This window comes from Tenacibaculum sp. Ill (assembly GCF_051938915.1).
Classification (GTDB): Bacteria; Bacteroidota; Bacteroidia; order Flavobacteriales; family Flavobacteriaceae; genus Polaribacter; species Polaribacter larymnensis.
On sequence record NZ_JBPSCW010000002.1, the window covers coordinates 1,204,484 to 1,225,788 of the forward strand.

Sequence of the window (21,305 nt, forward strand, 5' to 3'; positions counted from 1 at the left end):
AAAATTAACTTTAAATTAATTTAACCCCTATTTTTTTAGGGGTGTTTATTTTAAAAATGTATTTTTGATTGTCTAATTTAATACTTTATTATATGTCAACTTTAAGATTAAATGCTTTACAAGAGGTTTTACATAGAGAAACTGTTGTAGTAGAAGAAAACGAACGTCGTTCAGAATTGTTTGGTAAAAACGTGTTTAATGAACAAGCAATGCGTCAATATATGACCAAAGAGGCATACCAAAGTGTAATGGATGCTATTGAATTTGGAACTAAGATTGATAGAAAAACTGCTGATCAGATTGCTGTGAGCATGAAAGATTGGGCATTATCTAAAGGAGCAACACATTATACACACTGGTTCCAACCTTTAACGGGGTCTACAGCAGAAAAGCACGATGCGTTTTTTGAAACTGTTGAAGGAGGAGGAGCAATGGAGAAGTTTGATGGAGGTCAGTTGGTGCAACAAGAGCCAGATGCGTCGAGTTTTCCTAACGGAGGAATTCGAAATACTTTTGAAGCACGTGGTTATACGGCATGGGATCCAACATCACCTGCGTTTATTTATGGTACCACCTTATGTATTCCAACAGTTTTTGTAGCATATACAGGTGAAGCGTTAGATAATAAAGCACCATTGCTAAGAGCATTACAAGCGGTTGATACAGCAGCTACAGCAGTTTGTAAGTATTTTGATAAGAATGTAAGTAAAGTAAATGCAACCTTAGGTTGGGAGCAAGAGTATTTTTTAATTGATACGGCATTAGCAGCAGCACGTCCTGATATTATGATGACAGGAAGAGCATTGTTAGGACATGCTCCAGCAAAAGGCCAACAATTAGATGATCATTACTTTGGATCAATACCTACAAGAGTATTGAACTTTATGCGTGATTTGGAGCATGAATGTATGCTGTTAGGAGTGCCAGTTAAAACACGTCATAATGAAGTAGCACCGAATCAGTTTGAATTAGCTCCAATTTTTGAAGAAGCCAATTTAGCGGTAGACCATAATTCATTATTAATGGATGTGATGGAAAAAGTATCGCAACGTCATAAGTTTAAAGTGTTATTCCACGAAAAGCCATTTGCAGGAATTAATGGTTCAGGAAAGCATAACAACTGGAGTTTATCTACCAATACAGGAGTTAATTTATTAAGCCCGGGAAAAACTCCAATGAAGAATTTACAATTCTTAACCTTTTTTGTAAATACCATTAAAGCGGTTCATGATTATGAAGAATTAATAAGGGCGTCTATAGCAAGTGCAAGTAACGATCATCGTTTAGGGGCAAATGAAGCGCCACCAGCAATCATATCAGTTTTCATAGGTTCACAATTATCATCAGTATTAGATGAGTTAGAAAATGTAACGAAAGGAAAACTATCACCTGAAGAAAAAACAGATCTAAAATTAAATATTGTAGGTAAGATTCCAGAAATCTTATTAGATAATACAGATAGAAATAGAACTTCACCTTTTGCCTTCACAGGAAACAAGTTTGAGTTACGTGCAGTAGGTTCATGGTCTAACTGTGCAGGGCCTATGACAGTATTGAATACCATTATAGCTAGACAATTAAATGAATTTAAAGAAGAAGTAGATAAATTAATTGATAGCAAAAAACTTAAAAAAGACGAGGCGATATTTAATGTGTTAAGAGAATATATTAAGGCATCAAAAAGTATTCGATTTGAGGGAGATGGGTATGGAGAAGCTTGGGAGAAAGAAGCAAAGAAAAGAGGTTTATCAAATAATAAAACAACCCCAGAAGCTTTAAAAGCAAAGATTTCAAAAAAAGCAATTTCTCTTTTCGAAGAAATGAACGTAATGAATAAGGTAGAGGTAGAAGCACGCCATGAAATCGAGTTGGAAGAATATTCAAAGAAAATTCAAATTGAAAGTAGGGTGTTGGGTGATATTGCAAGAAATCATATTATACCAATTGCTATTCAATACCAAAACACCTTAATAGAAAACGTAAGAGGACTAAAAGAAATTTTTGGAAATAATTTTGAGAAGTATGCTAACGAACAAATTGATTTAATTCAAAAAATATCAAATCATATTGCTGAAATAAATTCAAAAGTTGAAGACATGATTGAAGAACGTAAAAAAGCCAATAAACTGGAAGGGCAGAAAAATGCTGACGCATATTGTAATAAAGTAAAACCTTATTTTGATGAAATTCGTTATCACTGTGATAAGTTAGAGTTAATGGTTGATGATAACCTTTGGCCTTTAACTAAGTATAGAGAGTTATTGTTTACTAGGTAATGAATGATAAAATAAGTTTAGAAAGATTAAATTCCACTCACGAGAGTTTTATTCGTCTAGTAAAAGAACTGGACGAATATCTCTCAGGAATTAACGGCAATCAAGATGCTTTTTTTAAGGAATTTAACACCATAGATAAGCTACAGTATGTAGTGGTGTGTTACATAAACAAGGTAGCGGCAGGTTGTGGTGCTTTTAAGCGAATTAACGACACGACTGTTGAGGTTAAACGTATGTATGTTAAACCAATATACAGAGGGAAAAATATAGCAACCTTGATTCTAAAAGAACTGGAAGAGTGGGCAAGAGAAGAGCGGTTTAGTTCTGTTGTTTTAGAAACGAGTAAAACCATGCAACCAGCGGTACATTTGTATAAGAAAAATGAATATGGTGTTATATCGAACTATGGTCCTTATAAAGGTGTAGAATCAAGTATATGTTTTAAAAAAAAACATTGAACTAAATAGTTTTAAGGTAAATAATATGATAGAGGTAGTTAAACTTACTCAAAATCATTGGAAAGAAGTAGCTGAAATTTATAAAGAAGGTATCGCTACAAAAAATGCTACGTTTAGAACAAAAGTTCCTAGTTGGGAGGAATGGAACACTTCATACCATCAACACACTCGATTTATAGCTATTGAGGATAATAAAATATTAGGTTGGTGTGCTATAGCCCCAGTATCAACAAGATTTGAATATAGAGGAGTAGCAGAAGTAAGTGTTTATGTTAAGTTAGGAGTATTAGGAAATGGTGTAGGAAGCTTATTGATGAATGCTGTTGTAAAATCTTCAGAAGAGAATGGTATTTGGACGTTGTATTCAAGTTTATTTCCCGAAAACGAAGCAAGTGTTAAGCTACATCTTAAATATGGCTTTCGAAAGATAGGTTATCGAGAAAAAATAGCAGAATTAGATGGAGTGTGGAGAGATACCGTATTGTATGAAAGACGAAGTAAAAAACAATATTTACTTTGATAGTTTCCTGTTTTTAAAGTAATTTCGCGGCAACAACAACACAACACATGAGTAACGAAGTATCTAAACGCTACGCACAACGCGGAGTATCGGCATCTAAAGAGGATGTACACAACGCAATCAAGAATATTGATAAAGGATTGTTTCCAAAAGCTTTTTGTAAAATAGTTCCAGATTACTTAACAAATGATGAAGAGTATTGTTTAATTATGCATGCTGATGGTGCAGGAACAAAATCATCTTTAGCATACATGTACTGGAAAGAAACAGGAGATATTTCTGTATGGAAAGGTATTGCTCAAGATGCTTTAATCATGAATATTGATGATTTATTATGTGTAGGTGCTACAGATAACATTATGTTGTCTTCTACTATCGGACGTAATAAAAGTAATATTCCAGGAGAAGTTTTATCGGCAATTATTAACGGAACAGAAGAGTTAATTAATGAGTTGAAAGAATTTGGGGTTACCATTCACTCAACAGGAGGAGAAACTGCAGATGTAGGAGATTTAGTACGTACAATAATTGTTGATTCTACAGTAACTGCTCGTATGAAACGTGCTGATGTAATTGATAATGCAAATATCAAAGAAGGAGACGTAATTGTTGGTTTAGAGTCATTCGGACAAGCTACTTACGAGAAAGAATATAATGGAGGTATGGGAAGTAATGGATTAACTTCTGCACGTCATGATGTATTCCATAAATATTTAGCAGAGAAATACCCAGAAAGTTTTGATGCTTCAGTACCGTCAGATTTAGTGTACTCAGGAAATACAAAACTAACAGATGAGGTAGCAGATTCACCAATTGATGCAGGTAAGTTAGTGTTGTCTCCAACAAGAACATATGCGCCAATCATCAAAGAAATCTTATCGAAATATTCTTCTGAAGATGTACACGGAATGATTCACTGTTCTGGAGGGGCACAAACAAAAATTTTACACTTTGTAGATAACTTACATATTGTAAAAGATAATATGTTCTCAATTCCACCATTATTCAAACTAATACAAGAACAATCAAAAACAGATTGGAAAGAAATGTATCAAGTTTTCAACTGTGGTCACAGAATGGAATTATACGTTTCTCCAGAAGTAGCGGAAAATATCATTGAAATTTCTAAGTCATTTAATGTGAATGCGAAGGTGATTGGTAGAGTAGAAAAATCTGATAAAAAACGATTGACAATCAAAAGTGAATACGGAACTTTTGAATATTAACTCAACAAGATAAAAGTAATATAGAATCCTCAGAGAAATCTGAGGATTTTTTTATTTCATTTTATTAAAAACAAAATCAATAGAAAACTCATCGTTAGCTACAGTAGCTTTTAGTTGACCATTCTCTTTCCAGTAATGAATAGAAGTAGGGAATTCATTCAGTTTATTTTCCGCAGTAAAAGAAGTATCTGTTTGTTGTGTAAAGGCAAATAAAGTAGGATTTTCATTTACACCGGTTACTTGTAAAAACAATGAATCGTTTTTAGTAATAATGTGTAAAATCTCTTTAAATACAGTATCGTTTTTTTGTAAGGAAAAACCAATTCCAGAAAAATCATTTTCCCAAAACTCGAAAGTCCCTTTATCAGTTTCGTTATAAACACGTTCCCATTTACCAAACAACCAAGTAGGTTTTGTGATTTTCTTTTCTTGCTGACAAGAAAAAAGTAGTGCACAAGTAAAAAATAAGATTAAAATTCGCATAACAAAAGCCTTAATGAACTAAAGATATGAATAAAATTCGATAAAAAATCGTAAATTCGCACCCCAAGAAAAGATACTATGCTAGATAAATTACAGATAGTTAAACAACGTTACGATGAGGTTTCAGACTTAATCATCCAACCAGATGTTATTTCTGATCAGAAACGTTATGTACAATTAAACAAAGAATATAAAGATTTAGGAAAGGTTGTAAAAAAAGCAGACGAGTACAAAACTTTATTAAATAATATAGAAGAAGCTAAGGAAATCATTGCTGATGGATCGGATGCAGAAATGGTTGAAATGGCGAAAATGGAAATGGACGAAGCAAAAACTCGTATTCCTGAATTGGAAGAAGAGATTAAGTTTTTACTAATTCCAAAAGACCCTGAAGATGCTAAAAATGCGGTTGTTGAATTACGTGCTGGAACAGGAGGAGACGAGGCAAGTATTTTTGCAGGAGACTTATACCGTATGTACACCAAATATTGCGAAAGCAAAGGATGGAAAGTATCTACAGTAGATTTTTCTGAAGGAACTAACGGTGGATTTAAAGAAATTCAGTTTGAAGTCACAGGAGAAGATGTATACGGAACGTTAAAGTTTGAAGCGGGTGTACACCGTGTGCAGCGTGTACCACAAACAGAAACACAAGGACGTGTACATACATCAGCAGCAACTTGTATGGTATTCCCAGAAGCAGAAGAATTTGATGTAGAGATTAATCCAAAAGATGTACGTATTGATTATTTCTGTTCGTCAGGGCCAGGGGGACAGTCAGTAAACACTACGTATTCAGCAGTACGTTTAACGCATATTCCTACAGGATTAGTAGCACAATGTCAAGATCAAAAATCACAGCATAAAAACAAAGAGAAGGCATTTAAAGTATTACGCTCTCGTTTATACGATTTAGAGTTGGCTAAAAAACAAGAAGCTGATGCAGCTAAACGTGGTTCGATGGTAACCTCAGGAGACCGTTCTGCAAAGATTAGAACGTATAACTATCCACAAGGACGTGTAACAGATCACAGAATTGGATTAACCTTATATGATTTATCTAATATTGTAAATGGAGATATTCAAAAAATTATAGACGAGTTAATGCTCGCAGAAAATACTTCTAAGTTAAAAGAACTAGGAGAAACTATTTAATTAAAAGGCGTTACTATTTTAGTAGCGCCTTTTTTAATGTCTCAAATCCTTGTAGAGCCGATAAATAAAACATACCTTTGCGCCGTATTAATGTTCTGTCCTTTTAGGAGAAAATCTACAAGTCTTTATACTATTTTCTGTAACCATCAGATTCCATAGTCTTCAGTTGCTTTACAAAGCGTTTTCAATAGAATTTTTAATCTAAAATAAATATCATATAAATCATAGCATAGTTTATACTATGTTTAGTATTGTGCTGTAATTTATATGACTTAAAGTATGTCAAACAATAAAACCTTATAGTATGTTAAGAATAGTTGTAAAAGAAGGTGAAAATATCGATAGAGCCTTAAAGCGTTACAAGCGTAAATTTAGAAATGTAAAAGTTTTACAAGAGTTAAGAGAAAGAAAGCAATACACTAAGCCTTCAGTAACAAGAAGAGCACAAGTTCAAAAAGCAGCTTATAAAGAGCAGTTATTTAAAGAAGAATAGTAGTATAGCTATATAAAATACAAAAGCGCAACCAACTTGGTTGCGCTTTTTGTTTGTAGGATAATTATTTTTTTGAAACTTATTGTTGATTCTGTGCTTTTCTGATGATTTTATCTTTCTCAGCAATACTATCAACAAAATACTCATATTTCTTTTTATCTTCTGTAGCTGAGTTCTCCATATAATCCATAACTTCTTCTAAAAGTATAGATAAATCATAAATATAACTACGTTTTTGATTATTTAGTTTTAGTAAATAACCAACAAAACTAAATAAGACGGAAAGACTTAAAAAGAAGTACTTGCTAATATTAATTAAAATAGTAAAACCTTCTTTTTCTTTTGAAGAAAATAAATTTCCGTTAGATTCTAAAAAGTTAAAAATTTCATTAGGAAAAAAAGAAACTAAGCCAATTAATAAAAATGATACTCCTATTATATAAACTGAAAACTTAATTATGTTTGAAGAGATGTTTTTAGAAAGTTTAATAAATACGTGTTCTTTAATTTTTTCATAAACCTTTTTAAAACGCCTTAACTTAGATTCGGTTTCCTGAATTTTATAAAGTTTATACTGGCGTAGTTCTTCGTCAATTTTTGTATGCATGATTTTTGGTTATAACAATTTATTATAGTAAAAAAGTTAATTGTAACTTTTGTAAGGTAAATATAAAATAAAACCTGTTACATTACTAAAACCATAAGTAAAAACAAAAAACCCTGCAAATACTGTATTTGCAGGGTTGTTTTGTGGAGACGCCGAGACTACAATACTTTGTTTTATTTAATTCTATTTTATTATTGAAAAACATTAACACTAATAAATACGGGGTTTTTGGTGCTTTTTGTTTACTTATTTATTAAATAAGATAAAATAGAATAAATGATTGGCTGACTAAATGCTGACTAAATATTCTTATCTTTGTTTAAAAATGATATGGCAAAGATTAAGTTTATTCTACAGGGGAAATCTAATAATTCTCAAATCTATTTAAGATTGTCTCTGAGTAAGAGTATTTCTTTCAAGAGAAAGACAGGATATTTTATTGATTCTAAAGAATGGAGTAAAGCAACAGGATATCCAAAGACGAACAATCCTTTTAATAAGAACTTAAAAGTAGACCTTAAGAATTTAGAGGTTTATATAGAAAAAGAGCTTAACACGAGTAATACAAAAGGAGTAGAGGTGACTTCTTTATGGTTGCAAGAATCAATCGCTAAATTTTTAGGGAAGTCAGAGATAAAGGAAATAGATTATTTAATTGCTTATACCGAGCAATATATTGAGAGGCTTAAATATAATGCTAATAAAGACGGTAAGAAAGGAGTTTCGGAATCTACTATAAAGAAGAGAACTACAATTCTTAATAAGTTGATTAAGTTTCAAGAAAAGAAGAAAATAAAGTTTAGAGTAAAAGATGTTGATTTAAGATTTAGGGAAGATTTTATAGATTTCTTAGATGAAGAAGAGAAATTATCGGAAGGAACAATAGGTAGGTATTTGAAGGAGGTTAAAACGATTTGTACAGATGCTCAAAAGAATAATATTGAAGTAAGTTCACAATTAATACATTTTAAAGGTTTTACTTCAAAATCTTACAAAGTAACATTGACCTTTGAAGAAATCGAAGAGATTCAGAAAGTAAAGTTTAAAGAAGATGCTTTATCTGTTGCTAGAGATTGGTTAGTTATTGGTTGTTTTACTGGTCAAAGAGTTTCTGATTTAATGAGGATGAATAAATCCATGATAGAAGAGCATCATGGGTTTGAATTCATAGTGTTAACTCAAAAGAAAACAGGTAAAATTGTTCAGATACCTGTTCATAAGAAAGTGAAAGCTATTTTAGATGCTCGTGAGGGTAATTTTCCTCCTGTATTTAGTAATAATGAAAGTAGTAATTCAGCTTTGTTTAATAGATATCTTAAACTAGTTTGCAAAGAAGCTAAGTTAACTTATTTAATAGAGGGAAAGCTTAGAAATGAAGAGACAGGAAGGCTAGAAGAAGGAAAATTTTCGAAGTACAAATTAGTTTCCTCTCATATCTGTAGGAGGTCATTTGCGACTAACTTCTATGCGCAAAAGAAATATCCTACCCCTCTATTAATGAATATTACAGCTCATGGAACAGAAAAAATGTTTTTGAGTTATATAGGGAAGAAGCCTATTGACTACGGAGTGCAATTAGCTAAAATTTGGTCGGAAGAAATTTAATAAAGATAGGTGTAATTTATTTTACTTTGGTGATCAATAGTTAAAATCTATTTATTTAAGGGTTTTGTTTTCTTTTTTAAGTATAATTACCTAAAACCATGTAAAGTCGCTTAAAAGCGCTTAAAATGACTTTTAGGAACAGGTACAGTATAGGTTCTATTTCTATGTATAATTTAACATTAAGTATGTTTGCTGATCAGTTTGGTGTATGGAATAATTATATGAAATTTCTCAATTTAGGATTAGATAGAATAAGTAAGAGCTTATCGTAAGAGTTATCCCATAAGAGTATGATAACATGGGTTTACTGATTTATGAAGATATTAGAAGTAAAGTCGATAAAGGCTTTCCTTGTGGTGATCGATTTAAAATGATAACGTATTGGTTGTTTAAAAAGCATAGAAGAATCAATCATAATTTAAAAAAAACCAAACAGATTAGAGCTTCTGTTATTACTCATTGGTTGTAACATCATAATATTAGAGAAGTTCAATATATGGTGGGACATCGTTGTATTTCTTCTACTGAACGTTATGTTTAAGATAACCTTGAAAATCTACAGGAGGTTATTGAGAGTTTGCATCCAATAAATTAAAACATGAATAAGCTCTTCTTTTTGCGGAAAAACACATTTTGAATTACGGATATCCCATTTTTTTATTTATTTGAAATAGTATAAGTTTACAGTTGGTGAACTGTAAACTGCTAAACATGAAAAAAACTACTATTGTTTTCAAATTACTCAAGAATTATAAATATAGATTCTTATAAGAGTAAACTTATCCATAGCACCTCCTTGATCACTTTTACTTTTTAAAATAAGTGTATGTGGAGTTGTGGTTTTCCGTAATGAAAAAAATGGTAAATCTAATATATTTAAAGGAATTAAATGATAGTATTTCTAGGTTGTTTATCTGTTTGTTAACTAAGTTTTTAGTGTTTGTGGTTTTAAGGGAAATTAAATCAAATTGAACTTTTATAAGTAAAATACATGGAAGGAAAAAAGAAAAGAATTAAATCCAAAGAGTATTTAGATAAAACATTTTTAGAAGAGTTAAATCATAAAATTTGGAGCACAAAAGGGACAAGGTTTAGCGCCGATAGTAGGTTCAAGAAAAAATCAAAATGGTCGAATATCAGTATTTCATTTTTGTCTGCATACTTAATCATTGCTAGTTTAATTTCTGTTTATAATATTAATCAAAATTCAGATCATAATATAATTAACTACTTGGTTACCGCTTTATCTATATTATTACTGGTAGTTAGCATGCATGAAAATAATCAAGATTATAAACTTAGAGCTTCTAACCATCATAATTGTGGTCTTGAATTGTCTAAAATCTATAATAGATTAAGGACTTTCAAGACTTTAAAAAAGGAGAAAGGCGAAAAAGAAATAGAAGATTTTTGTACTGAAATAAATAGAGAGTACCAGCTTATTTTAAATAAATATAGTAATCATGATGATATCGATTATGATACATTTAGAATTAAAAATTTAGATTATTTCAGGGAGGAATTCACAGATAAAGAAATAACGAAAATAAAAAGGAAATTATATTGGAATATTTATGGGTGGTATTTATTGATGATTGCAGGCACACCAATTATGATAGTTTCTCTAATCATATTTACTTCAAAATAAAAATATTTTAAATAAATCATATAAATGTATATTTCTAAAGTAAGTCTTATTAATTATAAGAATTTTTCCAACGCAAAATTTTTATTCAATAAAGGAATTAATACTATCATAGGTGAAAATGGATCAGGGAAAACGAATGTTTTCAAAGCTATTAGATTACTCCTTGAAGATACTTCTTTACATTACTCCTATAAATTAAAAGAAAATGATTTTAATAGAACATTATCTGGTGATTCGTGGAAAGGACATTGGATAATTATAAGTATAGAATTTTCAGATTTAACTAATGAAGAAGCTATTCAATCATTATTTATTCATGGAGCAGGAATAGCCGAAGAAGATTATGTGAAAAATGCTTCTTATAATTTATTTTTTAGACCTAAAGCAGATATTAGACAAAGCCTTTCTGAATTAGAAAGAGGTGATAAAGCAGGTTTAAATAGAATACTAGATGAAATATCAATAGAAGAAAATTATGAAACTTTTTTTACGGGTAAAAGTACTGCTGACTTTAATGATCCAGAAGTTTATAAGGAATTAGTAGGAGATTTTGATAATGTTGTTTTTCCTGCGAAAATAGATTCTTCAAAATTTGGAACAAAAATACCTCATCAACTTTCTATATCAAAAGAAGTGTCATTTACTTTTATACAAGCGTTGAGAGATGTGGTAAGCGATTTTCATAATAACAGAACTAACCCTTTATTAACCCTCTTAAAAAATAAAAGTGGAGAAATAAAAGATGAAGATTATAAACCAATTAGTGAGTTGGTTGAGAGTTTAAATAAAGAGATTGAAGAGTTGAATGATGTACAAAACATAAGAAGAGATATAAAAAGTACTATTCAAGATGCAGTTGGCTTAACTTACTCTCCTTCTTCTTTGTCTATCAAATCTAATTTACCTAGTGAAGCGGATAAATTACTTCAATCATTGAAATTATATATCGGAGAACCCAATGAAGAGTATGAGGGAGGAATACACGAGCTTAGCTTAGGGGGAGCTAATTTGATTTTTTTAACACTTAAATTATTAGAGTTTAAATATCAAAAATCAAAAGATACGTTTGCTAATTTTTTAATAATAGAGGAGCCAGAAGCTCATATTCATAATCACATTCAAAAAACATTATTTGATAAATTAGACTATGGAGATACTCAAATTATTTATTCTACACATTCAACTCAAATTTCTGAAGTTAGTAATGTAGATAATATTAATATTCTTGCTAAAAAATTAAACTTTGCTGAAGTCTATCAGCCATCTAAAGGTCTATCTCCAAAAGAAATAAATCAAATTCAAAGGTACTTAGACGCAATAAGAACCAATTTATTATTTGCTAAAGGTGTAATTCTAGTTGAAGGAGATGCAGAAGAAATATTAATTCCACAAATGATAAAGGAAGTATATGGAGTAAGTCTTGATGAATTAGGGATTAGTCTTATAAATATTAGAAGTACTGGTTTTAAAAATGTAGCCCAATTATTTCATGATAATAGGATCAGAAGAAAATGTAGTATACTAACAGATTTAGATAAGGCTATTTGTGACACGACCATAAATGATGGAGACAGTAAATCTTTAGTAAAGTATAAGAAAAAAGTAGAGAAATCTCAAAAAAGTGGTTTAGAGAGAAAGAAAATTCTCGATGAATTTGAAAAAGATAATGATTGGATTAAAACTTTTTATGCAGAATATACCTTTGAAGTAGATTTTTTATATGAAGATAACGAAGAAGAAGTATGCGCAATAGTTGATGATGTTTATTCTGATAAAAATACCATAAAAAAATCTAAAAAAGAGTTGAAAAATACTGATGTATCTATTTTTGGAAAAAGAATTTTAACGATGGCAAAGCAAGAAGGTAAAGGATGGTTTGCTATAATGTTAGGAAAATATGTTTCTTATAAAACTATAATTCCAGAGTATATCGTTGATGCAATATTATTTGCCAAAAAATCATATCCGAATAATGTAATTGCGAATATAATTGAATATAGAATATCTAAATATTCTGAAGACAACGATAAACTTGACTTTAATTCTTTAGAGGAAATTCTTGTTAGATATAGAGGGAGTGATGCATCAATTAATGATGTAATTATAGAAGTTAAAGCTGTAATACCTGATGATCAAGTATTAACTTTTCTAAATAAGGTAAAATAAAATGTTTATTTGGGATAAAGGAGACTTAAATGAAGAACAAGAGCAAGCGGTTCTTGATGATGAAAGTATTTTATTAATTGCTTGCCCCGGAAGTGGAAAAACAAGAACGTTAACTTATAAAATAGCTTATGAGTTAACGAGATTAAAGTCGAATAAAGAATTTATTATAGCAATAACCTACACTAATAATGCAGCGGATGAAATAAAAGATAGAGTTGAATTGTTAGGTGTTGATACTAGTCAATTATGGATTGGAACTATACATTCCTTTTGTATGGAATGGATTTTAAAGCCTTATCATTTATACTCTGATCGATTAAAAAATGGATTTAGAGTTATTAACTCATATGAATCTGAGGAAATTCTAACAGAGTTATGTAAACCATATAAAAAAGAAGAAATCACTTATTGGGATTGTGGTTTGCTAGCTAAACCTGATAAGTTTTATTTAACCTGTTTAGATAGTAAGAAACATGAATCTCTTTTTAAAATAATGCCAGAGTACTTTTCTATTTTAGAAAAAAACAATCAAATTGATTTTGAACAAATACTCTTCTTTAGTTATCAAATATTAAAAACTAAACCTATTATATCTAATATTTTATGTAAACTTTTTCCATTTATATTAATCGATGAATATCAAGACACAAAAGAAATTCAATATCATATAATTTCTACTATACTTAAATCTAACAAGGGAGTTACTAAAGCATTGATTGTAGGTGACCCTAACCAATCCATTTATGATTCATTAGGTGGGTATCCTATGGAAAAAGAAGATCTAGAGAAGTTATTGGGGTTTAAATTAAGTCAAAGAAGTCTAACAAATAATTATCGCTCTTCATCTAAAATTATTGATTACTTTGATAATTACAGAACATTTGATAGTGAAATTAACCCAAGTGGATCTTATAAAGATTATCCTAGTAAGATAACTTTTAATTCAAGTATTACTGTCAAGAATCTAATTGATGAATTAGTCAAGTTAATTAAATATAATGTTGTTGAAGAAAATATCTCTCCAAATGAAATTTGTATAGTTGCCCCTCAGTGGATTCATTTAGCGGCTATTACAAGACAGTTAATGATAAAAATGCCCGATTATAGTTTTGATGGTCCAGGAATGGCACCATTTTCTAGAGATATAGAAAATTTCTGGTATAAATTATCTAGAATAGTTTTAACAGAGCCTTCTCCTTATATGTATATGAGAAGATTAAGATGGAGTAAGGAGATTATAAATAGCTTAGAATCATCTGGAGTAGATGTTTCTAATTTAACTAGTAAACAACTTTTAAAAATTTGTAATTCAATAGAGGTTGAAGAGCAACAAGGGTTAGTTTACTTAGAGAAGTTCTTTTATAAAATATGTACTTATCTATCAATCGATATAAATAGATATCCTTCACTATTAGAGCATCATACTTCTTTTTTTCAAAGCTCTGAGAAAAGAATTAGAAAGTTAGAGAAAGAAGGAAATGAATTTATAGGAGAAATTGAAAATTTTAGAAAAGTTTTTAAGCAAAGAGAAGGAATTACAGTTTCTACTATCCATGGAGTAAAAGGAGAAGAATACGATACAATGATTGGTTTTGCTCTTCTTGATGATTATATTCCTCACTTCAATGATGATAATGGAGATTTGAATTCAAAAAAACTTCTCTATGTCTTAGCTTCTAGAGCAAGAAAAAATTTACATTTGATTTCAGAAAAAAATAGAGCTATACATGAATATTATGCGCCTGAAGGGAAAATACCAACTCCACATTTATCGAATTACCACTATAAATATGATAATTTAGATTTTTAGAAAGGTACTTAGTTTTTTAGACATAAATAATATTTCAACTTATTACTATTAATGAAGGTAGATACATTGTCCCCAATAGAGCAAATTTTAGAAGAGATCTATTCTAATGATATTAAACTTGCTGTAGAGTCTCTTAAAAAATATCAGCTTTATGAAATTATTCAAAAAAGTACATCCATATTAGAAGAGAAAAAAGAAAAACCTGTTAAGGTTATAACACACTTGGCTGGAGTTTTTCTTAGTTCCGTAAATAAAAAAATAATTAATATTGATAATTTAGAAGATAAGATGTTTTTAAAATGTCTTATTTCTGATATAGGTGTTTATTTAATTAAAGATCAATTTAAAAAGAATAAAATTGATAAGTTTGATATAAAAGAGATAAACAATCAATTAAAAACAGTTTGTGAATTAGAAAATTATGATTTTTATGAATTGAAAAGTCTTCTTAATCTTGAACATATTTATGATTTTCTCGAGGTTTCTGGTGAAAAATCAGTAGGGCAAACATCATATTATGAATGGTTAGCTGATCCTAATGTTTTTCACGAAGTAATAGGTAATTTAAAAAGTGAAAAAATGATTGACTCAGTAAAAGATTTTAAAAAACTTTTTACCAGTAATCCTGTCAAAATAAAATTTAATGTTCAGCACAAAGACTTTTTAGTAGTATTTATTGATTATTTGTTTCAGAAAAAATATTTAAAAACTAAAATTAAAAGAGGGCATTTTACACCTATTAAAAACTTTGTAGTTGACCATGAAAATAATTTTTTATTCAATGGTAAGGTTAAATATGATAAAGCTAGAATTAAAAAAAATGAAGAGTTAAATAACCAATTGTTGAGGAAAGTAAAGAATTGGGTTGAATAAGAGTTTTGACTTTTACTAGACCTTTGTGAAGGTCATTAGGAGACGCTTGTGTCTTTAATCTATTTTTGAAGAAAAATTTTATATATGATATTAAGTCAATTTGTTAAACAAAACCAATTACGACCAGCCGATGCTATCGTTTTAAGAAAAAAATTCATGGGTATGGTAGATCATTATGCTATTTATTTAGGAGATAATCCACAGTCAGGAAGCCCTGAGTTTGTAGCAAATTTCACTAAAGGTGTTCAAATAATACCTGAAAAAGAAATTGTAAATCAATTAAAAACTTATGTTCCTAAAAAAATAGAAAGATTTGAAGGAACAACACACCAAAGAAGAAGTGCAATAGAAAGAGCTTGGCTCAAAATAGGAGATGAAGCCTATAATCTTTTAGGAAATAATTGCGAGCATTTTAAAAATTGGGTTCACTATGGCAAGGAAATAAGTGGACAAGTTAATAAGGCAGGTAATATATCAGCTGTTTTAGGCACAGGGGTAACAATTGCTGGATTAGTTTCAAATAATAATAAAAATGTATTCAAAGGTTTGGGATTACTAACCTTAGGGTTAATTTTAAAAAATTTATCAAAAAAAGAATAGAATTAAAAAGAGGAAAAATAAAAACATAATCTTTTTCATAAGGTTGTGTTTTTATTTGTGAAACAATTAGAGTATAAATATCCAAAGAATTACTTTAGTTCGTAGTTTAACGAAAGTTCATTGAAATAGTCCTCCTGAAAAAAAACAAGTCATTGATAGAAAAAGTTAAAAAGGTGTAAAAAATTACGGGTAGTTACTATCCCTTCAGTTTAAAATATAGTAAAGGGAATAATATCTAGATTGTTACAAGTATTAGTTACAGCAAATAACTCAGAAGATGGTAAGTGTGATAAAACTCTTTTCAATTTCCTAAGGTCTTATTTATAGATGATTAGCCTTATAAGAAATCGAAAAGTATGTCTAAATTTAAAAAGAAAAATTTTTTAGAAAACTTCAGTTCCTTCCCTTATTTCCATATAAAACTTTTAGAACAAGGAAATGTTGAGTGGTCTTTATTAATAAATAACCCTGATGATTATTATTCTGCAAATAATGGTTCTATTCCTGGCTTAATTTATTATAGTGATACTGTATCCTTTGCAAAAAGATATCATTTATCCATTTTGCAAATTTTAGATGAATTTGAAGTAAATTGTGGGAAGATAAAAAATAAACCTAGCCCACATGATGAAACGCAATATTTTAATTGGCTTTCTTGGTTTGCTTGGGAGAATATGATGGGAGAGATTATATCATTTTCAGAATATTGAACGAGATTCAATGTATTAGAAATAATAAGCACTTACAATAATTGTAGGTGTTTATTTGTTTGCTCATAAGCTAAATAAAAAGACATTTAAATTTCAATATTGAAGAACTCCTTTAGGGGAACTTCCATAGCTATTGCTAATGCTGATATTGTTACTACGTTAGGTGTAACTACAGCTTTCTCTATTTTATATAGGTATTGTCTATCTTTTCCTACTAATTCAGCAAGTTGTGTCTGGGTTAAGCCTTTTTGTTTTCTAATTTCTTTAACACGGTTACCAATTTTTATTGGTATCTCAGATTTTAATGCCTCTAATTTTTTTTCTGATAACTCTATCATATTGTAAATGTCCAATATGATAAATGATATTTTGTAACCTTAAATAACTGCATTTTTGTATATTTGACCGAATTAAAATAAAATCTTATGAAAAAATATTTAGCAAGTATTATGATTGCTTTTCTAGTGTCGTGTGGAACAACAACTAAAGAAGAAACCCCTAAGGAGAACTCCGAAAATGATAACTCAACAGAGAAGGTTATTCAAGCTGAAAAGGAAAAAGAATTAGCAAAGAAAAAACAAGAGGAAAAGAAGTTGGAAAAGCTTCGCTATTACATGAATAACTCTTCTGTAACAGATGAAAATGGGATTTCTTACAAGCTAGAGGTTGTTAAAACCATTATTGGTCAGGAAAATATGTATACTTCTAAGAAAATGTATGTTACTAAAGGGGATATAGGTTTTGATAAATATGTTGTAGTAAGTTCTTATCGTATTAAAACTCTTTTTAAACTTAAATCTAATGGAAAAGTTATTGATAACATTGAACTAGAAGGTTTTTTAGTTAAATCTCAACTCAATGGAGATACTAAATATAATTTTTGGGATTCAAAATTGAATAAATGGGTTGTTAAAACTAAACAAGATGTAATAATGTTACGTAATATGAGCTGTAATGATAGTTTTATATATTATCCTCAACTCAATTCAAAAAAACACAGAAAAAATAGAATTACTGAATTTACAAGTGTCTGGTGTAATTTTGGTATTGGAGATGATGTAAAGAACGCAAAAATAGAAGCAATAAATAAATGCGGAATGCTTGAAGATAATCTTAAAAATATTCAATATACAACTGATAACCTTTTGGATATTAATAATGTTTTTAAAAGCAATTAGTTTAGATGAGTATAATGAATAAGCTAAAGCAAAATCATTTAAATTAACAGTTGAGAATGTAAGTTTTAAGTTCTCTAATTATTTGCAAAAGTTGTCACTCTGTATTTTTATTATTATAAGTAAAAGAACACTATGACAACTTTTGTAATAAAAAAAATAACCTTTTGAAAATCTTAAAATGATCCGAAAAGGGTCATTTTTTTATTTAGTGAGTTAATTCAAATTCTTTAAAATTGTTTTGCAAAATCTGTCACTCTGTATTTTTATTATTATAAGTAAAAGAACACTATGACAACTTTTGTAATAAAAAAATTAACCTTTGAAACTTTAAAATGATCCGTTTGAGGTCTGATAATGTTTTTATATATTTAAGGTCATAAAAAATTGCACTACACAAAAAATATCTATGAATATAAAAGCCAAACTCTTTGTATGTGGAGAAGAAAGAGAATTAATTTCTACCAGTTTAAATTATATCCGACTCACTGATTGGAATGGTAAACCAACCTCAGCTTTAATGGGAGGAACTTTTACAGTTACTTACGAATCTCAAATGTATGATGATACCTTTATCGAATGGGGTATTGCCGACAGAGCAGAAAATAAAAAAATAGATTACCCTGCTAACTTATATTTATTAAGAGATGGGAAAGTGGTTTTTTATGAAGACGATTTTGATGGAGTAGAATTATTCCAATATAATTTTCAAGATGGTACACTTATAAACTATCATGAGGTCTTTAATAATCAAGAAGGCATGTATGTTACGTTAACCATATCGCCTGCGATGCAAGATTATCGTTTTTTTAAAAACAGTACCGATTGGAGAAGAAAAAGCCGTACTCGTTATATAAAACCTTGGCAAGAGAGTTTTATACCTCCTATAAAAGATACTCCTTATAAAGCGAAAGAAGATGTTATGCCAAGATTTAAAAGGTATTTTTTTGAGAATAAGAACGGAGAACGAATACAACAGGATGATATTGAGATAAATGAAAAAGTTATCTTAGTTATAGAAACAGAAAATGCAGAGGGAGAAACAGTAACCATTGATTTAAAAGACGATAGCCTAAATTATAAATACCAAGATAAAGTATTAGAAAACGATATTTTGAAAAGAGTTTCAATCACAGGAAAACAAACAAAATTAGAATTAATAGCTACTGAAGAAAAGTAAATAAAAATGACTAAAGAAAAGGAAAGAACGTATAAAGGAATAGCTTCTTTTGATAGTGGTAAAGGAAATACAATGGAAATTACTTTTCCAAAAGTAAGACCAGCATTAAAGTTCACAGCAAATTTAAGAAGGTTAGACAATTACAAAGGAGAATTTGGTTTTGATTGGATGAGAGATGATTATCAAACTATATGTAAAGATTACGAAAAGTTAAAAAAAGAATATACTCCAACTAAAATTCATGATAAAGATTACTTTGTAACTTGGTTAAGTATGTTTCCTCTGCAAGAAAATGTAAAACTTAAATTAGAAGTTGAGATATTAGAAGGAGAGGCAATAGATGTTGATATAATTAAACTCCCATCAAAAGATGGTATACGTTTTGAACCTGAACAAATAAAAGTAAATGAAGCTGAGAGTAAGCAAATAAAAATTATTTGTAATTCGCCTTTAAGTAGTGATGTAATGATTGACCTGTTAGATAAGAATGATGAAAAGGTAGGTGCTATCAATGTAGTTAAGAATGATGAAGTATTGAGTTTACCGATAAATATTGTTTTAGTTTCTGAAAGCAGACATATTGAAAAGTTAAAAGAATTGTTTGGTAATAGAATAAATAGTCTTGAAGAATTTCTTCAAAAGAGGTCTTTTAATCAGGCTTTTATTAAGCCAGTTTTAACGAATAATTTAAATAATGCTCCTATTATTTCTTTAGATGATTTTGACGAAGATGATTATAGTGGAACAAATTTGTCTAAAAAAGGAAAAGACAGAATAATAAAAAGATTTGAAGATAATATAAATTTCGAAAAAGGTATTTCTGTTTTTCTAATAGCAAAAAATCATGAAAGGAATCAAGCGGGTGATTCAAGAGTAATACCTCTTGATTGGAGTTATGTGTTTATGTATGTTAATGCAGGTAATATTTCTGATTTTACACATGAGATTGGTCATGCATTAGGGCTTACACATTCTTTTATTGAAGATAAAAAATATGATAGAACAGAGAGCAAGGTAAATAAAGTTAAAAGCTACAAGGAACAATTAAAGAAGCAAGAGGAATATTTAAATAAAAAATTAAGTGAAGAGGGTAGAAAAACGGTAAACAACAATATACGTATATTAACAACGAATATTAAAATTCTTGAAGATAATTTTTCAATAGGAGATAACAATCCTTATAAATTTACGCAAAGTAAGACAGATAATTTTATGGATTATTATAATGATGCAAAAAGTTTTTATAAGTGGCAATGGAATGTTATGTTTAAAGAAGTAAAAAAATATTATTCTAATTAAATGAAAAGGTATATATATATTATTTTATTCTTATTTTCTTGTTCTAATAAAGTAGCTCCAACCAAGGTTGTATCAACTACAGAGAAACAACAAAACAGCAAGATAAAATTATTATCAGGTAAGATACTTCCTGTTCCACAACCAAAGGAGTATACTTCAGCAATTTTATTGTTGTATTATAATGATTCTACCAAAATTTACGCAGGTTCTGATTTTGATGGAAATTTTACTTTTTACGATTTTAAATCTAATAAAGTTGATGAAAAATCATACATATATGCTGTAAATAAAGGATGTATCTCTAAAAAAATAATGTTCGATAGTTTAAAGATACCTATACTTATTAAATTGAAGCAAGATTCTATAAATGGACTTTCGTATGATGAATATATTAAACTATTAAATAAAAATAGACCTATTGATTAATCATGATTCAAATTCAAAAATAAATAGTAATGTAATACTTTGTTATAGGTCTAAAAGTGTATTTATAAAGACTTTAGAGGGAAAGAATAATTATAATGTACTCTAGCTTATTACTAGTTGTGCTTATTGCTTGAAGAAAACATAGTTAATGAAAAAGTATATAGATAGACAAGTGGAGAAGCTTATCAATCCATCCGTAGTTTTGAGAATAGATGGTTTAAGTAAATCAAATCTATAATTTATACTTTATTACTTTGTGTTTTTTTACGTAAAAGCCTCTTCAATCACCTTCTTAAAGTTGTTTTTTTGGATGTTTTAAGAGGTTTTGATAAGTGATTCACCATATCTTGTTAGAAGGTTTTAAAACAGCTTAGAAAGCGTAAAAACACCTTCTATAAAAGACTGCAAAAGTTGTCACTCTGTATTTTTATTATTATAAGTAAAAGAACACTATGACAACTTTTGTAATAAAAAAATTAACCTTTGAAACATTAAAATGATCCTTTTGTGATAGAGTTTACAAATTAGAGAACAATAATATTCTAAACTAGAGAAAGCCAATTATTTTGATTTTATATGAACTACGTCTGAATTT

The 21,305-nt window shown here is 29.1% G+C and carries 22 protein-coding genes; 19 read left to right on the top strand and 3 right to left on the bottom strand.

Annotation, left to right across the window (positions count from 1 at the left end):
- Nucleotides 1-92: 92 nt before the first annotated feature.
- From ACTPNM_RS05740 to ACTPNM_RS05755, 4 genes are read left to right on the top strand one after another with little or no spacing between them, the layout of a single operon-like run.
- On the top strand, nucleotides 93-2,276 hold the full coding sequence (locus ACTPNM_RS05740) for a glutamine synthetase III family protein (RefSeq protein WP_440120972.1): 2,184 nt from the start codon (nucleotides 93-95) through the stop codon (nucleotides 2,274-2,276).
- Nucleotides 2,276-2,734, top strand: coding sequence for a GNAT family N-acetyltransferase (locus tag ACTPNM_RS05745; RefSeq protein ID WP_440120973.1), 459 nt, complete (start codon nucleotides 2,276-2,278; stop codon nucleotides 2,732-2,734). Before ACTPNM_RS05740 ends, ACTPNM_RS05745 begins: the two co-directional genes overlap by 1 nt.
- 25 nt (nucleotides 2,735-2,759) lie before the next feature.
- Nucleotides 2,760-3,254 (top strand): N-acetyltransferase family protein, encoded by a 495-nt coding sequence (locus tag ACTPNM_RS05750; protein WP_440120974.1) that lies wholly within the window; start codon nucleotides 2,760-2,762, stop codon nucleotides 3,252-3,254.
- A gap of 47 nt (nucleotides 3,255-3,301) precedes the next feature.
- Nucleotides 3,302-4,480 carry an AIR synthase related protein gene (locus ACTPNM_RS05755; RefSeq protein ID WP_440120975.1) on the top strand — a complete coding sequence of 393 codons (1,179 nt, stop codon included), beginning with the start codon at nucleotides 3,302-3,304 and terminating at the stop codon, nucleotides 4,478-4,480.
- Between the two features lie 51 nt (nucleotides 4,481-4,531).
- On the opposite strand, the gene ACTPNM_RS05760 is transcribed toward ACTPNM_RS05755, so the two are convergent.
- Nucleotides 4,532-4,963, bottom strand: coding sequence for a hypothetical protein (locus ACTPNM_RS05760; RefSeq protein WP_440120976.1), 432 nt, complete (start codon nucleotides 4,961-4,963; stop codon nucleotides 4,532-4,534).
- 78 nt (nucleotides 4,964-5,041) lie between these two features.
- Here ACTPNM_RS05760 and prfA point away from each other — a divergent pair, with 78 nt between their 5' ends.
- Together prfA and rpsU are read left to right on the top strand one after the other, a co-directional pair.
- Nucleotides 5,042-6,118 carry a peptide chain release factor 1 gene (gene prfA, locus ACTPNM_RS05765; protein WP_274639327.1) on the top strand — a complete coding sequence of 359 codons (1,077 nt, stop codon included), beginning with the start codon at nucleotides 5,042-5,044 and terminating at the stop codon, nucleotides 6,116-6,118.
- Nucleotides 6,119-6,422: 304 nt separating this feature from the next.
- Complete coding sequence (rpsU, locus tag ACTPNM_RS05770) at nucleotides 6,423-6,611, top strand: 30S ribosomal protein S21 (protein WP_115900369.1); 189 nt, start codon at nucleotides 6,423-6,425, stop codon at nucleotides 6,609-6,611.
- Nucleotides 6,612-6,690: 79 nt separating this feature from the next.
- Here the strand turns inward: rpsU and ACTPNM_RS05775 are convergent, their stop codons facing one another.
- Nucleotides 6,691-7,218, bottom strand: coding sequence for a hypothetical protein (locus ACTPNM_RS05775; protein ID WP_440120977.1), 528 nt, complete (start codon nucleotides 7,216-7,218; stop codon nucleotides 6,691-6,693).
- A gap of 330 nt (nucleotides 7,219-7,548) precedes the next feature.
- Between ACTPNM_RS05775 and ACTPNM_RS05780 the strand changes: the two genes are divergently transcribed.
- From ACTPNM_RS05780 to ACTPNM_RS05820, 9 genes are all read left to right on the top strand, one after another.
- Nucleotides 7,549-8,823: a phage integrase SAM-like domain-containing protein gene (locus tag ACTPNM_RS05780; RefSeq protein ID WP_415269125.1), complete on the top strand. Its 1,275-nt coding sequence runs from the start codon at nucleotides 7,549-7,551 to the stop codon at nucleotides 8,821-8,823.
- 125 nt (nucleotides 8,824-8,948) lie between these two features.
- Nucleotides 8,949-9,095, top strand: a complete 147-nt coding sequence (locus tag ACTPNM_RS05785) for a hypothetical protein (protein WP_415269124.1) — start codon at nucleotides 8,949-8,951, stop codon at nucleotides 9,093-9,095.
- A gap of 26 nt (nucleotides 9,096-9,121) precedes the next feature.
- Nucleotides 9,122-9,292, top strand: a complete 171-nt coding sequence (locus tag ACTPNM_RS05790) for a hypothetical protein (protein WP_440120978.1) — start codon at nucleotides 9,122-9,124, stop codon at nucleotides 9,290-9,292.
- Between the two features lie 522 nt (nucleotides 9,293-9,814).
- Nucleotides 9,815-10,471: an SLATT domain-containing protein gene (locus ACTPNM_RS05795; protein ID WP_415269122.1), complete on the top strand. Its 657-nt coding sequence runs from the start codon at nucleotides 9,815-9,817 to the stop codon at nucleotides 10,469-10,471.
- Nucleotides 10,472-10,495: 24 nt separating this feature from the next.
- The gene (locus ACTPNM_RS05800) at nucleotides 10,496-12,637 is read left to right on the top strand and encodes an ATP-dependent nuclease (RefSeq protein WP_415269121.1); all 2,142 of its coding nucleotides are present in this window, start codon (nucleotides 10,496-10,498) and stop codon (nucleotides 12,635-12,637) included.
- Nucleotide 12,638: 1 nt separating this feature from the next.
- Nucleotides 12,639-14,447: a UvrD-helicase domain-containing protein gene (locus ACTPNM_RS05805; RefSeq protein ID WP_415269120.1), complete on the top strand. Its 1,809-nt coding sequence runs from the start codon at nucleotides 12,639-12,641 to the stop codon at nucleotides 14,445-14,447.
- A gap of 51 nt (nucleotides 14,448-14,498) precedes the next feature.
- Nucleotides 14,499-15,320, top strand: coding sequence for a hypothetical protein (locus tag ACTPNM_RS05810; protein WP_440120979.1), 822 nt, complete (start codon nucleotides 14,499-14,501; stop codon nucleotides 15,318-15,320).
- An 84-nt stretch (nucleotides 15,321-15,404) separates the two neighbouring features.
- Nucleotides 15,405-15,920 (top strand): lecithin retinol acyltransferase family protein, encoded by a 516-nt coding sequence (locus ACTPNM_RS05815; RefSeq protein WP_415269118.1) that lies wholly within the window; start codon nucleotides 15,405-15,407, stop codon nucleotides 15,918-15,920.
- 356 nt (nucleotides 15,921-16,276) lie between these two features.
- A complete protein-coding gene (locus ACTPNM_RS05820; RefSeq protein ID WP_274639341.1) occupies nucleotides 16,277-16,630 on the top strand; it encodes a DUF7222 domain-containing protein in 354 nt (117 codons plus the stop codon).
- Nucleotides 16,631-16,716: 86 nt separating this feature from the next.
- Here the strand turns inward: ACTPNM_RS05820 and ACTPNM_RS05825 are convergent, their stop codons facing one another.
- Nucleotides 16,717-16,968: a helix-turn-helix domain-containing protein gene (locus ACTPNM_RS05825; protein WP_415269117.1), complete on the bottom strand. Its 252-nt coding sequence runs from the start codon at nucleotides 16,966-16,968 to the stop codon at nucleotides 16,717-16,719.
- An 87-nt stretch (nucleotides 16,969-17,055) separates the two neighbouring features.
- Between ACTPNM_RS05825 and ACTPNM_RS05830 the strand changes: the two genes are divergently transcribed.
- From ACTPNM_RS05830 to ACTPNM_RS05845, 4 genes are all read left to right on the top strand, one after another.
- Nucleotides 17,056-17,808, top strand: a complete 753-nt coding sequence (locus ACTPNM_RS05830) for a hypothetical protein (RefSeq protein WP_440120980.1) — start codon at nucleotides 17,056-17,058, stop codon at nucleotides 17,806-17,808.
- A 406-nt stretch (nucleotides 17,809-18,214) separates the two neighbouring features.
- The gene (gene tssD, locus ACTPNM_RS05835; RefSeq protein ID WP_274639344.1) at nucleotides 18,215-18,985 is read left to right on the top strand and encodes a type VI secretion system tube protein TssD; all 771 of its coding nucleotides are present in this window, start codon (nucleotides 18,215-18,217) and stop codon (nucleotides 18,983-18,985) included.
- Between the two features lie 6 nt (nucleotides 18,986-18,991).
- Nucleotides 18,992-20,284 (top strand): hypothetical protein, encoded by a 1,293-nt coding sequence (locus ACTPNM_RS05840; RefSeq protein ID WP_440120981.1) that lies wholly within the window; start codon nucleotides 18,992-18,994, stop codon nucleotides 20,282-20,284.
- A complete protein-coding gene (locus ACTPNM_RS05845) occupies nucleotides 20,285-20,710 on the top strand; it encodes a hypothetical protein (protein ID WP_440120982.1) in 426 nt (141 codons plus the stop codon).
- Nucleotides 20,711-21,305: the final 595 nt, after the last annotated feature.